Source organism: Haloarcula sp. H-GB5 (assembly GCF_054850705.1).
Genome location: NZ_JBTWBG010000003.1, coordinates 367297 through 380821 on the forward strand (window position 1 = coordinate 367297; position 13525 = coordinate 380821).

Here is a 13525-nt window from a genome sequence, read left to right on the forward strand (position 1 = left end):
GCACAGTACTCAGGCGTGACAGCGCGTCGATGTCTCGCTTACAGCGCGTGTTCGCATTCAGTGCTCTCGTTGGGGCCGGAGCCTGTTTGCTCGGAACGCTGTTGTTCACAACAGCCGGGACAAACGATATCGGAAGAGAGCTCACCGCGCTCCTCATATTGGCGCTCGCGATTCCGCTTATAATACTGGGACTCGTCGGCTGGGGCGCTGGCTATCTCCGGGCGGACAGCACTCGACTCGGTGCTGCACTCACTGTCCCACCGGTACTGGCTGTGGCATACATCGGTCTCTCGATGGCTGGCATTGACTTCGCACCCGTTGGCAGGCTGCTATTGATTATCCCAACGAGTGGCATGGCGCTGGTCGTCGGCTATGACCTATGGAGCGACAACACGATCGCCAATGATAGATAGTGAAGCCCGCCACAGGCCGCTCAAACGACTCACCCGAGTAATCCAGCCCGACCGGGGAGTATCTGTTCTGACCGCTCGGGTTGTCGGTCAAACGCCGCGACGACTGAGGCGGTATCAGGCAAATGTGGCAGTATATACTCGCCTTCAGTGTGTTCAATAGTAACCGTCTCTGTGCCGAGCAGCGAATCAAGCGGCGTCTTCTCAACGCGGAGGCTACGTTCCTCCCCCGACTCGACGCGCCAGAGTGCCGTGCCAAACAGACGGTCATATGCGACGAGCACACCAGCGTCAGCGTCGATTCGGTATTCGATCGTTCCATATCGCAATAGCTGGTCGAGACACAGCAGGAAAACCGGGATGCTAACGCTTGCGACAACGATCACGGCGACGATATCCCAGGCACTGCCGATTGCAAACAGGACCGCAACAAGCAGCCCCATACCACCGATAAACAGGCTGCCTGGGTGAGATGGAAATCTGAGGAGGCCGCCGATGACCCGTCCCCAACGGACCGGACGAACCCGCTCAGGTGCATCAGCGAGTGTCTTGTCGATAGATCGTGCCTTCGGCGGGGCCGTTTGCCAGCCGTATTCCTGATCGTAGGACTTGAAATAGACGGCAAGACGGTCGCTATAGACGCCCAAGAGATCAGACGTGAATTTGAGACAGACGACCATGAGTAACAGTGGGAGTCCGACAACAGTCGGGTCGAGACTGCCGAGTTCTGCTTCAGGCCCCTCGGTAGCTGCTGTTATCAGTGTCAAAGTGAGTATGCCGCCGAAAAAGACGGTACATATCCGAGGTAACAGTCCGCGAAACGCCGTCGTCGAGTTGTGTTTCCGATACTCCCCGTTGTAGAAGTAATTCCGTACCGTAGTGACGCCCGTCAGAAGGAAAATTCCGACAGTTGCCAGCAGGACACCAGTTACCGTCTCCGTGCCGGGTTCCGGCAACGGGCCGATCAGCAAGGCCCCAGTAAACAACCAGACGACCACCAGGATGAGAACAGTAACCGGGAGCACGAGCAGGGTCGTGAAATAGACTCGCAGATCGGTTCGCGGGATAGCGAGGGAGAACTGCCGTTGTGCCAGCGGTCCGATAAGTAAGGTTCCAGTTTCAATCTCCGGCGGGCGACCGGCGAACACTGCCCGGATGAGTGCCCAGACCGAGTCGACGCCAAGCTCAAACCAATAGAGAAACAGCAATGCAGCCGCACTCCAGTCGAGAAACGCAACACCGACGATCGGAAGCGAATTCGAGACGATAGTTCCGAGTAGTTCCGTCCGACGGCTATCCTCTGTACGGAGAATCCGTCCGGGGGAGGGCATTATTCTATGGTGATAGCTAGTGACGTATGAACGAACTGATTGCACAGCCGACTGCGTCAGGTAGCAGGGCAAGAGTCGGCACACAGCTTCGGCTCATGTAGGTGGCAGTTCAGGGAATACAGGCAGACCAGTCGCTGTCCGAACTAGCCACTGGCACTACCTGCACACTCCCAATCCAACGATATATCCGGCGAGAACCCCTAGTGAATACATGGTCCGTTTTAGCTCGGTTCTCATCTACGACGGCGAATGTCCGTACTGCTCGGTGGCTGCGAAAGCCCTCGAACAGGTCGACGATATCGGCGCGATCTCGTGGTACGATGAGTCGGCCCAGTCGTTTCTGACGGCCCAGTTCGACGAGCCGCCGTTTGCGATGGTTTTAGTCGACCGGCCGGCACAGCAGGTGTTCGCGGGCCGCGCAGCCGCCGAAGAACTCGCCGGCCGCGCCGGGCTCCCCGATCTCGTCGGTTCGCTCGTCAGAGAGAACTACGAGAGAATCGCCCACGTCGTTGGGCTGGCGAGTGGGCGTGGGAGAGAACCAGACGATGTCCACGAGCAATACGCACTGACAGACGACGCGCAAGACCGCTTCGGGACGCTTGCGAGAAACGCCGTTGGTCGGGACATTCGCGCCGACGCATAATCGTCTGTTCTTTCCCAGCGTTTTCTGAGGCAGTGGTAACGAGACGATAGCAGGAAGGCACCTGTGCCTTACTCACTAGCTGCCCTCGCGGCGGTTGTAAGCCGCCAGCGGCGAACACCCCTGTGCGTGTTGAACCCGACCAGACCTTTCAAAGCGAGTTGCTGGAGATGTGTCGTGACATACGGTTTCGGGGCCGAAAGGCGTGCAGAGATGTGTGCTGTCGGGACCGCCGTCGCCTCGCAATCTTCGAGGACCGCCAGAACGTCGTCGTTCGTCAGTGGGTCGATTGCCATACCTCCTGTTCGGACTGACAGGTAACAAAGCCTCGTACTCAGGTAGCAGGTGACAGGGATTGCTGTCGCTTGTCAGCTGTTGAATTGGTGGTCTGTGCTCCTGCGCTTCCCCGGGTTCGTTAATTAAGAGTCGCATTCCGAGTACCCGAGAATCGTCTCCGGGTTTAATTCAGCATCAAGAACATATTTTGATTATGAGTTCAGATTACCAACCATTATTGGGCGCAGAGTTGGAAGATTCCATTATTGATGAGGTGCTAACCGAGAGAGGTGTTGGTGTGCTGTCGATGGCCGCTGAGGGAGTGCCATACGGCGTGCCGCTATCTTTCGGGTACGACGGAGAGGACACCCTGTACTTCGTGTTTTTGGGCGCAACCACCGAACTCCGGAAAGAGAGTTACGCGGAGCAGGCCGACGTAGCGAGTTTTACCACCTTCGATATTGGTCAAGATGGTGCATGGCGGAGTGTGATTGTCGCCGGACCGCTCAAACGCATCGAAATAGACGAATGGGACAGCGCACGTGAGTCACTCGCTGATAACGCGTACCAGTCAAACCTTCTCTCTGAGTATGAACTACAGGAGAATCCCAACGTATGGGCACTGAAAGTCCAGGAACGGTCAGGCCGCGCTGTCGGACAGCAGTGATCGTGTGTCTTTTCTAGCCCTGTGCTGACGGGCCATGCTGTAGTTAACGCTGCCATGGACATGAACGAGTCGCCATGTGGGCACGAGCGCGGGGGTTTCACAGCAAGCTAACTCCACGAGTTCTGCAAAGCGTCATATGATTGTTTTAATCGCTCGGTATATGATGGCTGGTTCCACTGTTCCCAGCTGTACGTGGCTGTGTCCACTGTCGTACCGTTGCGTCCGGGGAGAGCGTCTATGAGATTTGTTGTGCCATCGATGGCCCGTGCCTGTTGTCCGTCTGTGGTCGGACGGTATGTTGCGGCGCTAGCTGTTATTGTATCGAAGGACGTTGTTTCAAGACCGTCAGACCAGTCCGATGCGATTCGCTGTTTGGTTGACGGATCAGCAATGTTGAGTAGAACCCAGGGCAGTCGCACTTCGACTGTTCGGTCTGCTGGACTGACGTGGACATCAGTGAGCGAATTGTAATCTGGCGATGACGGGTCCCCGTTCGCGTAAGTGAGCTGTCCCGTTTCGACGGCCTCGAACGGAACCACATCGCCGGTCGCTGGGACAGTGTATCCACGATTGATAGGCTCGCGTACCGGAACGAATCCCGCCGTTCCGTCGCGATATTCTTGCACTGGTACGCCCGCCTGAGAGCCGAATTCGCGGGCGAACGCGTCGAACGACGACTGGACCAACAAGCGGGATGTCGCTGGTCCACACAGATGAACGACAAAGTCAGCAGCGGCTGTCGCACCCGTATTGAGTGGGAGTGGCGTCTCTTGCCCACGTAGTCCAACTGTCAGGATGATGTTCACCCGACTCCAGTCCATCGGGTCGGCTACGTCACCGAGCATTACTCGCATCTCTAATCCTTCTAAACTGTGTGAGATGCGAAGCTCCTCGAGTTGTTGATCGGCTGGAACATTGGCTGCTGTTTGTGGCTTGATCACAGTGGCGTCGTCCCAGTCTGAGCTGTTGCCGGACAGGGAAACCGCATTCTCCGGCTCAAACGCCAACAATCCGAATCGCTGTTCGGGAGTTTCGATGTTTGACCAGTACGGACGGCGGTCGGGGACCGAGCGGGCATCGAGATTCCACGTCCGCTTGAACCACTCGTCTTGCCATGCGAACGCAACGCCGCCTGCGGTGCCTGCCTTGACGATGTCCTCGTACATCGCCGCGACGATCTCGCCCTGGGACTGCTCAGTATGTTGGCCCTGATGACGCCCATGTACGTCACGGTGTGCGATACCCCGTGAACTCGGCACTCCGAACTCAGCGATGAGGAGGGGATGGGTTGTCACACTGACCAAGTCATTGAGGTAGCCGGCATAGCTATTGGGCTCACCACGGTGGTCAATAAAGTCGACGTAGTCCGGTGTTTCATTGAGCAGGTCGGGATAATACGGATAGACGTGGTATGCCGCAAACGTGCCCGGATCGAACTCGTCAGTTGTGGTGACAGTATCCGGATCAATCGTGACCGAATCTTCGTCTACAAATGGCTCATACGGATGCTCCAGCGGATCAGTCGTCACCCAGTTGACGAACCCGACAGGGGCTTGCCAGTCATGGTTGGTGGTCTCGTGTGCGACAGCGCCGTCTAACCGCTCCGCAAGCCACCGCTCGAAGGCACTCCCATCACTCTGTACGTACGACCCGCTGTACGTCCCAGCGTCGATGGCTTGATTCGTTGCCTCGACGACGGATGGTGGCCACTCGATGCCGAATAAGTACCCCAGAAGCCACTCGTGAACGTCAGCATCGTAGACACCACCAGCGTGCCCGGCTCTGTCTGGAAGAGTCGCATCACCGTGGACAACGTCCACGGTACGCTGTAGCTCCTGATCGACTGTGTCTGAGATGCTGGTTGCATCGCCTGCTGTGACCAGTGGCTTGTGTGGTACCCACGTTCCCTGCAGTAGGTACAGCGGATCGGTTGCATCCGCGTTGTACGCTGCAAGGGCCTGATAGAACTCGGGGGGGTGAATCGTATACGTTCGTATCACGTTGGCGATAGCGCCGATATCCGCTATCCAGCGGTCGTATTCATCACGCGTAATGGCTGCCGACCCCGGGAAATAGCCGGGCTTTGCCATACCAATGTTCAGGCCACGAACGGTCAGCGGTTCATACCCGTCGTCAGTGAGTCGCTCAAACCCTTTCCGACGAACCTGAAACATCGGTTGATTACCGTTCTCGCTTAAACACCCCGCAACACCAGCAGCCCCAGTCACACCGACAGACGCGAGAAAGCGGCGACGTTCCATAGATAGCATATGGCTCTGTATCTGATTACTCTATTGCTCTCTAATGGATAGTAATTACTAGCCACTGATATATTATTAGACGGACTTTTGACTCTGCATATATTAGCGACAACAACAAATGGGTGATGAAATACTCGTAGTTGATGACGATGAAACACTTCGGCAGTTGCTCACCCACCGATTGGAGAGTGCGGGATACGCTGTCCGCGTCTGTGAGGACGGACAGGCCGCGGCCGATCTGCTTGATACAGGATATGAACCAGCACTGGTTATTTGTGATGTGATGATGCCGCGTCTCGACGGGACCCGACTACTACGGATGATCCGGAGCGGTGAGTTAGCAGTGCGTTCGGACTTACCCATTGTCATGCTCACATCTCGTGGACAGGAAGAGCACGTACTGGAGGGGTTTGACTCCGGCGCAGATGATTATGTCACCAAGCCGTTTCGTGCGCAAGAGCTGCTAGCTCGGGTTCGAAGATATGCGACGGCGTGAGCAGGAGTGCCGGTGATGCAGGGTGCCGTGGCAGTAGGTGAGTATTCCGTACCCATCAGTGTCATCCTCTCTGTTCTGGGACTTCTCGTTGGAATCGGACTCGTAGTCTCGCTTGCACTCACAATGGGGCTGTCGAGCTACCGGTATCTCAAGGCCACACAGCGGAGCCGCGTGCGATCGAACGTGCAAAGCGAGCTACTCAGCAGAGCCTTTGCACCAGAACCGAAATGGGACGAATGGGCTCCTACTCTTTCGAAGACAGAACGGAGCGTCGCGACGGAACTTCTAGCAGAGTATCTCCGTGAACTGGACGGGAGCGAAGCCGATTCACTCAAGCAACTCGGTGTCGCATTGGGCATCCCAGATGAGGCTCGAGCTGATTTAGAACGTGGTCATACGTTCGTTCGATTACAGGCGTTAACGTGGCTCATCAGACTAGATGATCCAGACCCGTACCATGCGGCATCTTACGAGCCAACGACACAGGCCGAACGAGCGGCCGTTGCGCGCCTTCTCTTTCAGACCGGACAGTTGGATTCTCCCGCGGAGGGCGTCGAGTTACTGCTAGATGGGGCGACAACAGAGTTCAGTGTCTTCGGGCAAGATACACTGTATCGGCTTGCCCGGGAGGCCCCTGATGCGATGTTTGCACTTGCAGCAAACCGGTACGAGGCGTGGTCAGATGCACTGTTGGCGCAGGTGTTACTCGTTCACGGACAACTCGGGACAGGCATTCGCACAGCAGATGTGTCGTGGTTGACATCCAATTTAGAGGCTGATGATGAGGGTGTACGAGCGGCCGCAGCAAGTGCGCTTGGCAGTTTTGGTTGGCGGCCGGAACTTCGGGATTCACGGTTTCTGGCCCGGGCCACGGCTGATTCCTCGCCGCGTGTTCGGGGTGCTGTCTACGAGATGCTGGGTTCATGGGGCGATCAAGAGGCAGTGACAATCCTTCTCTATGCGCTTGTTTCCGAAGAGGATCCACGGGCGTTAGTCCGTGGAACGAACGCACTGGTGCGGCGACAGGATCAGATCGGTCGTAGTGGACCGGCCATTCTCGGCGCTGCCTGGGAATGGAGCAGTGAACACGCATCATACGATAGTGTCGCCCGGGGCCACACCCGGGCCACCCAGGGATAACGAATGCATTCAACGACTCATCTGGCCGTCACGGTGTTCGGCGTAACTGGACTGTTCGTTCTTGCGTACTATCTCGTAGTAAACGGCTATTATCTCTGTCTCCATATCCTGGCTCTGTTCGAGCTACGCGACAATGTTCGCGAGGCAAACTGGGATGAGCCGTTCAGGCGGTTTGCAAGCCCGTTCTATCCAGGGATTGCGCTTGTCGTTCCAGCCTACAACGAGGCAGCAACCATTGAAGAGAGTGTCCAGTCGATGCTGTCGCTGAACTACCCAGAACTCGAGGTTGTCGTCGTCAACGATGGGTCAACTGATGCAACACTCAAGAAGTTGATCGAACGGTTTGAACTCGAAGAAATCGAGGCAGAGGTGCCATTCGAAGTGCCCAGCGAAGCGATACACGGGACATACCGGTCAACCCGATATGAAGAGCTATTGGTTGTTGACAAAGTAAACGGTGGTAAGAGTGACGCACTTAATGCTGGTATCTGGCTGACAGAGATGCCGCTGTTCTGTGCAGTCGATTCGGATACGCTTATCGACAGAGATGCCTTACTGCAGATTGTCAAACCGTTTCTCAAGCGGCCAGGGACGACGGTTGCGACGGGCGGCGTCATCAGAGTGGCAAACGAATGTAGCGTCAGAGATGGCCTCGTCAAAGAGGTGAATCTTCCGAAGACTGGGCTCCCAGGACTACAGGTAATGGAGTATCTCCGTGCGTTCTACTCCGGCCGACTCGGACTCAATCGGCTTAACGGATTGATTCTCATCTCAGGTGCGTTCGGTCTCTTTCGAACCGACGTTGTCCGGGAAATCGGTGGCTACCGCCATGACACGATCACAGAAGACTTCGACATCATCGTTCGCCTCCACCGGTATCTGACCGATGAAGGTCGGGAATACACTGTTGATTTTGTGCCCGAGCCGGTCGCCTGGACAGAAGTTCCAAGCAGTAGACGCGTGCTCGGCCGCCAACGCCGTCGCTGGTTCCGTGGAATGGTTGAGACGGTTGTCACGAACAGAGGAATGCTATTTAACCCATCGTACGGCCGCGTTGGAACAGTCATTTTTCCGTTCTTTGTCGCAGCGGAGATGTTTGGCCCACTTATCGAAGGGTTAGGATATATTATTCTCCCGCTTGCGTGGTACTTTGGGGTGTTGAGTATCGAATTTTTCATTGTTTTCTTTTTGCTGACGACTGGATTTGGGATATTCCTGTCATGGTTCGGCGTGTTCAGCGAAGTCTGGAGTTTCAACCGATACGAAGATCCACGACAGATAGGACGACTACTGTGGTACGGCGTGCTGGAAAACTTCGGTTACCGACAGTGGAAGACTATCGTGGCCTGGCAGGGCCTCCTCGAGTATTTCCGCGGGGTAGATAGCTGGGGCGTCATGGAGCGAGGCGGGTTCAGCGTTGAAAACCATGAAGATAGCTGAGTGATATATGTAACCAAATGGCTATGGCAGCGGATGCTGACGATTACTTTCGAGACCTGTACGAACTCGGCGCAAATCGTTCATTGTCATTAGATGAAAAAATCGAGCAGGCGATAACAATCGGACGTGATCGGCTGGGGCTGGCTTATGGCGTGCTCTCATACACGGCTGAAGGAGAGTACAATGTTGTTGGATCGACAATTGAGACGGGAGACTACGCGGCCGGGACAGTCCACAATCTTGACGAAACGTGGTGTCGACACGTTGTCAACGACCGCGAGATGCTGATTGTATCGGATGCAGACGCTTCGGAATATGCTGATGATATCGCTGCAGAGGCTACCGGCTTGCAGTGCTATATCGGCTCACCAATACTGGTCGACGGTGAAACATATGGAACGCTTTGTTACTCTGACGACAGCCCTCGAAAGCGCGACTTTGGAGAGCAAGAACAGCAGTTCGTCGAGTTATTAACGCAGTGGATCAGCTACGAAATAGAGCGGCACAAACACTACCAGACCGTCGAAGCGCAAAATGAGCGCCTCAACGAGTTCGCTGGGGTGCTTGCACACGATATTCGGAACCCACTGACGGCTGCAATCGGATACACAGAATATGCCTTGGAATCTGTGCCTGACTCAGTTGCGACGCACTTACACACAGTGCTTGACTCTTTAGACCGGATTGAGACACTCATTACAAATACACTCTCACTGGCCCGCGACGGTGCAGATGTCGGAGAGCGAGAGCCGGTCGATATCGCGGCGATTGCACGTGACGCATGGGATATCGTTTCGCCGCCGAACGCCACATTGACTGTCTCTGACAGTCGTACGATTATGGCTGATAGATCGCGTCTCCAGCAACTATTCGAGAATCTCTTCCGCAATGTCAAAGAGCATTGTGGGGAGGATGTGATAGTCTCGGTTCGGGGCACGGAGACCGGATTTGAGGTCAGTAATGACGGACCTGAACTGCCAGAACCGATAGCAAAGTCGGTGTTTGGTGGCTCGTTCGGCCAAAATCGAGTCGGCCTTGGCCTCTTGATCGTAGAGCGAATCGTTTCTGGGCATGGCTGGGAGGGCGACGTAGAAACGACGCCCGAAGAAACTAAATTCATCTTCTCAGACATTGGGACGGCCACGAAAGCTGGCAAGACGGTCTGACTTCACGTCATTCGTCCATCAGTACGGGTACAAAGTGTAGCGTCGCCAGACTAAACAGGTTTTGTTTAATTGCGCACATATGGAATGATATCTCAGTACATTCATCCAAGACTATGGCTAGTTATGCGTCTAGTTGCCCCCTCAATCAGATATTCTCCCCAAATATTAAAATATAGGACCGCATATGGTGTTATATGAAGAAGCGATTGCGAAAAGCACTGGACACGATACCTGTCCCACGGGAGAAGCCAAGCGCGGGCCTCGATGCGTGCACAGAGTGTGGTCAGTCCTCGCTTCCCGGTGCTAGTCGTTGCACTGATTGTGTCGAAGGCTAACAGCGAGGGAATCGTCCGGGGGGAAGTCAGTTACAGTTATTGCCTCCAGATCGTTCTCTTCAGGTGCGAGGCCATCACAGTCGGTACGCAAAACCGACAACGGCATCGGACTCAATCAACCGGAACGAAGATACTCAGCATAAAAAGCGAGCTGCCAGCGGACCCGCTGCCGACTGATGGGTAATCATGTTCAGGTTTCGGCAGGTATTTACTACAAACCAGATAATTGACAGCAATGTCTTCTCGCAGGTCAGTGTGTCTTGAGGAACTGGCATGGCCAGAAATTGAATCCGCCATCGAAAACGGAACACGGACAGTAATCGTCGCTGTCGGTTCGATCGAACAACACGGCCCACACCTGCCACTGAATATGGATACGCTGGACGGGGACGAACTCTCGCGCCGAATGGCGACTGAGTTGGGTGATGCTCTTGCGGCCCCCACAATTCGCCCCGGATGTTCAGGACACCATATGGAGTTCCCCGGTACCATAACCGTTTCACCCGAGACATTGATGAATGTCATCCGATCGTACTGCGGATCCCTCGACACCCATGGCTTCGAACACATCGTTCTCGTCCCGACTCACGGTGGGAACTTCGGGCCGGTCAAAACCGTGGCTCCCGACATCGCACGTGAACTCGAAGCCTCAGTGATCCCGCTCGCTGACCTCGACGAGCATATGCAGTTGCTGAATGAGGGTCTCAGTAAGGCCGGTATCGAGTACGAACAGGATGTAATCCATGCTGGGGCCGCCGAAACAGCGATTGTACTAGCCATCGATGAGGGCCTCGTCAGGACGGAGAATATCGAACCCGGGCCTGAAGGTGATATTTCGCCGGCTCGGCTGCTAAGTGAAGGGTTCAAATCAATCACCGAAAACGGTGTCCTCGGTGATCCGACAGCGGCGACAACCGAGGCCGGCGAAGCGATTATCGAGAATGTTGTCGAGGCGTACGTCGAAGCGGTCGAGGCAGAACGCAACGCAATTTAGTCGAAGGCGTGAGAGTGTGTGTCCGCTTGGGCGCTGTCTGAGAAAGACGGTACCAACAGTCCTCGCCGATGCGTACTGGTTTGTGACTACGACTCGAATACACGTCAACACCAGAATGCGTACGTGGCAATCTCGCAGACTGTCTCAGACTGTTCCGGCGGGAGCGATGCTGTGGGCCAGAACACGGTAAAAAGGCGAGATAGCCACGTGTAAGTATCCCGCAGCTTGGCTGTGTCGTTACTCGTCGGTCTCGCGGCGGATCATGGCTGTCGCTTCGTACGAAATAACCAGCTCGTCGTCTTGATTCAGCCCTTCGTGGCGGGTTGTGATGAGTCCCCGGCTGGGGTCGCTGTCGGAGGGTCGCTTGTTGATGATTTCAGTTCGTAGTCGTAGCGTGTCACCGGGCTGGAGCGGCTGATGCCAGCGGAGATCGTCGACGCCGACGCCAGCCTGAGTTGCCATGTCCTCGCTGTTCTCGACGTTGAGACGCATACAGATCGCGGCGGTCTGCCACCCGGAGGCGACTAGCCCGCCGAAGACGGAGTCTTTCGCTGCCTCCTCATCGGTGTGGAACGGTTGCGGGTCATACTTCTCGCCGAACTCTACAATCTCGGATTTCGACACAGTGTATCCATCGGATTGACGTACGTCACCAACCGAAACATCCTCGTAAAGTTTCATACGATCATGAACAGGGTGCACAAACAAAAAACCCGGCGCGACCACCGACAGGATGCATTTCCGCGAGTATGGCGGCAATACCGGATTTAGGAATTATTGCACTGCATATGGGAGTCGTTGGCGAACGATGTGCAGGAAGCCAAAGTGGAAAAGAAAGCCCTCTCGGTGGAGACGTGCTCAGAACATCGGCAGAATCAAGACGGGCGTACTTAGCTCGAACTCAACCGGTCGCTCCAGCTTCCGCTCGTAACTACGACAGCAAGGGCAACAGTGCCGACCACAGCAATAAGTGCTCGGCCGCCGAGCCCCAGCGACATTCCGGCGAGCGACGCGAGCGTGTTCGTCAACAGGAACAGCACGACGACGGGGAGAACCCAGCTAACGGTTAGTAGCCACGGTCTGGCTACCCATTCGAAGCGATCGGTTCCAGCTCGGAACTCCGCCAGCGCTTCCCCACGGAGCAGCCAGCCCACGATGACAGTGAATGCGAACAGTCCGACGGTCAGCATGAGATCTGCGAGCGTGCCGGAAACGAACTGGAACACCGGGCTCGTGAGTGCCAGCCCGCTCCCAGTGGCCGCAAGCAGGACTGTGACCAGCACCGTTGCACGGCGTCGGGGGACGCCGAAGCTGTCGACGAGCGTTGCCACCGGCGTTTCGAGCAGGCTGATCCCGCTGGTCACCGCGGCCATCAAGACCGTCGCAAAGAACGCCGTTGCGACGAGTTCCCCGCCCGGCAGCGTCGCAAACGCCGTCGCGAGCGCGACGAACAGCGCACCGGGGCCGCCCTGTCCTGGGTCGACACCCTGGGAAAACAGCAGCGGAATGACGACCAGCCCGGCGAGGACACCGATGAACGTGTTCGAGACAGCGATAACCAGCGTATCTCGCGGAAGAGATGCGTTGTCGTCGAGATACGAGGCGTACGTCAGCATTACCCCAGCACCAAGCGAGAGGGTAAACAGCGCCTGGCCCGCCGCTGGCCCGATGACGCTCAGGAAGTTCGCGGCGAGGTAGTCGGCGTCGAAGCTGAGATAGAACGCGTAGCCGGCGGCCGTGCCCGGCTGAGTGGCCGTCCACACGGCGAGGCCGATGAGGATTATCACGACGCCAGGGAGCATCACTTTCGAGACGCGTTCGATGCCGTGGCTCACGCCGAAGAAGACGATTGCGGCGACGATACCGAGGAACAGCAGGTGATAAGCGACCGCTTCGAGCCCGAAGCTCATCGCCCCGAAGTACTGCTGGGGCTGCCCGAAGTATGCCCCGACCGGAGAGACCAGTGTGTAGCGAAGGATCCACCCGCCGACGACGGAGTAGAACGAGAGGATGACGAGAGTCGTCAGAACGTTGAACGCACCCAGCCACGATCCCCAGCGGGAGCCCGTGAGCGAACGAAGCGCCGCGGTCGGTGTCTGCCGCCCGCACCGTCCGAGGACGAACTCAGCGAGTAGTCCCGGGACGCCGATGCCGACGACGACAAGCAGGTACACGATGAGGAACGCGCTGCCACCGTTCCCGGCAGTGAGCCACGGAAACCGCCAGATGTTCCCGAGGCCCGCTGCACCGCCGACGGCGGCAAGTACAAAGCCGAGGTTCGATATCCATGAGTCACGATCGGACATTCGTGTACAGGTCTGTTCAGTGGGTACTCAAGTTCCTGTTGATTCGGTTGCTTCCGTGTAATT

The 13525-nt window shown here is 56.3% G+C and carries 13 protein-coding genes; 8 read left to right on the forward strand and 5 right to left on the reverse strand.

The features are described from left to right. Positions 1-86: 86 nt before the first annotated feature. The gene (locus ACYJ11_RS17135; RefSeq protein ID WP_461648695.1) at positions 87-413 is read left to right on the forward strand and encodes a hypothetical protein; all 327 of its coding nucleotides are present in this window, start codon (positions 87-89) and stop codon (positions 411-413) included. Positions 414-442: 29 nt separating this feature from the next. Here ACYJ11_RS17135 and ACYJ11_RS17140 read toward each other — a convergent pair whose 3' ends face one another. Next, on the reverse strand, positions 443-1741 hold the full coding sequence (locus tag ACYJ11_RS17140) for a DUF6498-containing protein (protein WP_461648696.1): 1299 nt from the start codon (positions 1739-1741) through the stop codon (positions 443-445). A gap of 211 nt (positions 1742-1952) precedes the next feature. On the opposite strand from ACYJ11_RS17140, the gene ACYJ11_RS17145 reads away from it, so the two are divergent. Further along, on the forward strand, positions 1953-2384 hold the full coding sequence (locus ACYJ11_RS17145) for a DCC1-like thiol-disulfide oxidoreductase family protein (protein WP_461648697.1): 432 nt from the start codon (positions 1953-1955) through the stop codon (positions 2382-2384). Between the two features lie 68 nt (positions 2385-2452). On the opposite strand, the gene ACYJ11_RS17150 is transcribed toward ACYJ11_RS17145, so the two are convergent. Next, positions 2453-2677 (reverse strand): hypothetical protein, encoded by a 225-nt coding sequence (locus ACYJ11_RS17150; RefSeq protein ID WP_188978424.1) that lies wholly within the window; start codon positions 2675-2677, stop codon positions 2453-2455. A 194-nt stretch (positions 2678-2871) separates the two neighbouring features. On the opposite strand from ACYJ11_RS17150, the gene ACYJ11_RS17155 reads away from it, so the two are divergent. Beyond that, a complete protein-coding gene (locus tag ACYJ11_RS17155; protein ID WP_461648698.1) occupies positions 2872-3324 on the forward strand; it encodes a pyridoxamine 5'-phosphate oxidase family protein in 453 nt (150 codons plus the stop codon). Between the two features lie 107 nt (positions 3325-3431). Here the strand turns inward: ACYJ11_RS17155 and ACYJ11_RS17160 are convergent, their stop codons facing one another. Further along, positions 3432-5585 carry a hypothetical protein gene (locus ACYJ11_RS17160; protein WP_461648699.1) on the reverse strand — a complete coding sequence of 718 codons (2154 nt, stop codon included), beginning with the start codon at positions 5583-5585 and terminating at the stop codon, positions 3432-3434. Positions 5586-5703: 118 nt separating this feature from the next. Between ACYJ11_RS17160 and ACYJ11_RS17165 the strand changes: the two genes are divergently transcribed. The 5 genes from ACYJ11_RS17165 to ACYJ11_RS17185 all read left to right on the forward strand — a co-directional run bounded on the left by ACYJ11_RS17165 (position 5704) and on the right by ACYJ11_RS17185 (position 11156). After that, complete coding sequence (locus ACYJ11_RS17165) at positions 5704-6081, forward strand: response regulator transcription factor (RefSeq protein WP_421642697.1); 378 nt, start codon at positions 5704-5706, stop codon at positions 6079-6081. A gap of 15 nt (positions 6082-6096) precedes the next feature. Continuing rightward, positions 6097-7221, forward strand: coding sequence for a HEAT repeat domain-containing protein (locus ACYJ11_RS17170; RefSeq protein WP_461648700.1), 1125 nt, complete (start codon positions 6097-6099; stop codon positions 7219-7221). Positions 7222-7224: 3 nt separating this feature from the next. Further along, a complete protein-coding gene (locus ACYJ11_RS17175) occupies positions 7225-8661 on the forward strand; it encodes a glycosyltransferase family 2 protein (RefSeq protein WP_461648701.1) in 1437 nt (478 codons plus the stop codon). 23 nt (positions 8662-8684) lie between these two features. Next, a complete protein-coding gene (locus ACYJ11_RS17180) occupies positions 8685-9827 on the forward strand; it encodes a GAF domain-containing sensor histidine kinase (protein ID WP_461648702.1) in 1143 nt (380 codons plus the stop codon). A 570-nt stretch (positions 9828-10397) separates the two neighbouring features. After that, the gene (locus ACYJ11_RS17185; RefSeq protein WP_461648703.1) at positions 10398-11156 is read left to right on the forward strand and encodes a creatininase family protein; all 759 of its coding nucleotides are present in this window, start codon (positions 10398-10400) and stop codon (positions 11154-11156) included. 237 nt (positions 11157-11393) lie between these two features. Here the strand turns inward: ACYJ11_RS17185 and ACYJ11_RS17190 are convergent, their stop codons facing one another. Next, positions 11394-11837 carry a MaoC family dehydratase gene (locus ACYJ11_RS17190; protein WP_188978410.1) on the reverse strand — a complete coding sequence of 148 codons (444 nt, stop codon included), beginning with the start codon at positions 11835-11837 and terminating at the stop codon, positions 11394-11396. A 209-nt stretch (positions 11838-12046) separates the two neighbouring features. Beyond that, positions 12047-13462 carry a sodium-dependent transporter gene (locus ACYJ11_RS17195; RefSeq protein ID WP_188978409.1) on the reverse strand — a complete coding sequence of 472 codons (1416 nt, stop codon included), beginning with the start codon at positions 13460-13462 and terminating at the stop codon, positions 12047-12049. Positions 13463-13525: the final 63 nt, after the last annotated feature.

Bases quoted from the DNA above. Each gene is read 5' to 3' on its own strand.
- ACYJ11_RS17140 (WP_461648696.1), bottom strand. From the start codon at position 1,741: ATGCCCTCCCCCGGACGGATTCTCCGTACAGAGGATAGCCGTCGGACG.
- ACYJ11_RS17145 (WP_461648697.1), top strand. From the start codon at position 1,953: ATGGTCCGTTTTAGCTCGGTTCTCATCTACGACGGCGAATGTCCGTAC.
- ACYJ11_RS17150 (WP_188978424.1), bottom strand. From the start codon at position 2,677: ATGGCAATCGACCCACTGACGAACGACGACGTTCTGGCGGTCCTCGAA.
- ACYJ11_RS17155 (WP_461648698.1), top strand. From the start codon at position 2,872: ATGAGTTCAGATTACCAACCATTATTGGGCGCAGAGTTGGAAGATTCC.
- ACYJ11_RS17160 (WP_461648699.1), bottom strand. From the start codon at position 5,585: ATGGAACGTCGCCGCTTTCTCGCGTCTGTCGGTGTGACTGGGGCTGCT.
- ACYJ11_RS17165 (WP_421642697.1), top strand. From the start codon at position 5,704: ATGGGTGATGAAATACTCGTAGTTGATGACGATGAAACACTTCGGCAG.
- ACYJ11_RS17170 (WP_461648700.1), top strand. From the start codon at position 6,097: ATGCAGGGTGCCGTGGCAGTAGGTGAGTATTCCGTACCCATCAGTGTC.
- ACYJ11_RS17175 (WP_461648701.1), top strand. From the start codon at position 7,225: ATGCATTCAACGACTCATCTGGCCGTCACGGTGTTCGGCGTAACTGGA.
- ACYJ11_RS17180 (WP_461648702.1), top strand. From the start codon at position 8,685: ATGGCAGCGGATGCTGACGATTACTTTCGAGACCTGTACGAACTCGGC.
- ACYJ11_RS17185 (WP_461648703.1), top strand. From the start codon at position 10,398: ATGTCTTCTCGCAGGTCAGTGTGTCTTGAGGAACTGGCATGGCCAGAA.
- ACYJ11_RS17190 (WP_188978410.1), bottom strand. From the start codon at position 11,837: ATGAAACTTTACGAGGATGTTTCGGTTGGTGACGTACGTCAATCCGAT.
- ACYJ11_RS17195 (WP_188978409.1), bottom strand. From the start codon at position 13,462: ATGTCCGATCGTGACTCATGGATATCGAACCTCGGCTTTGTACTTGCC.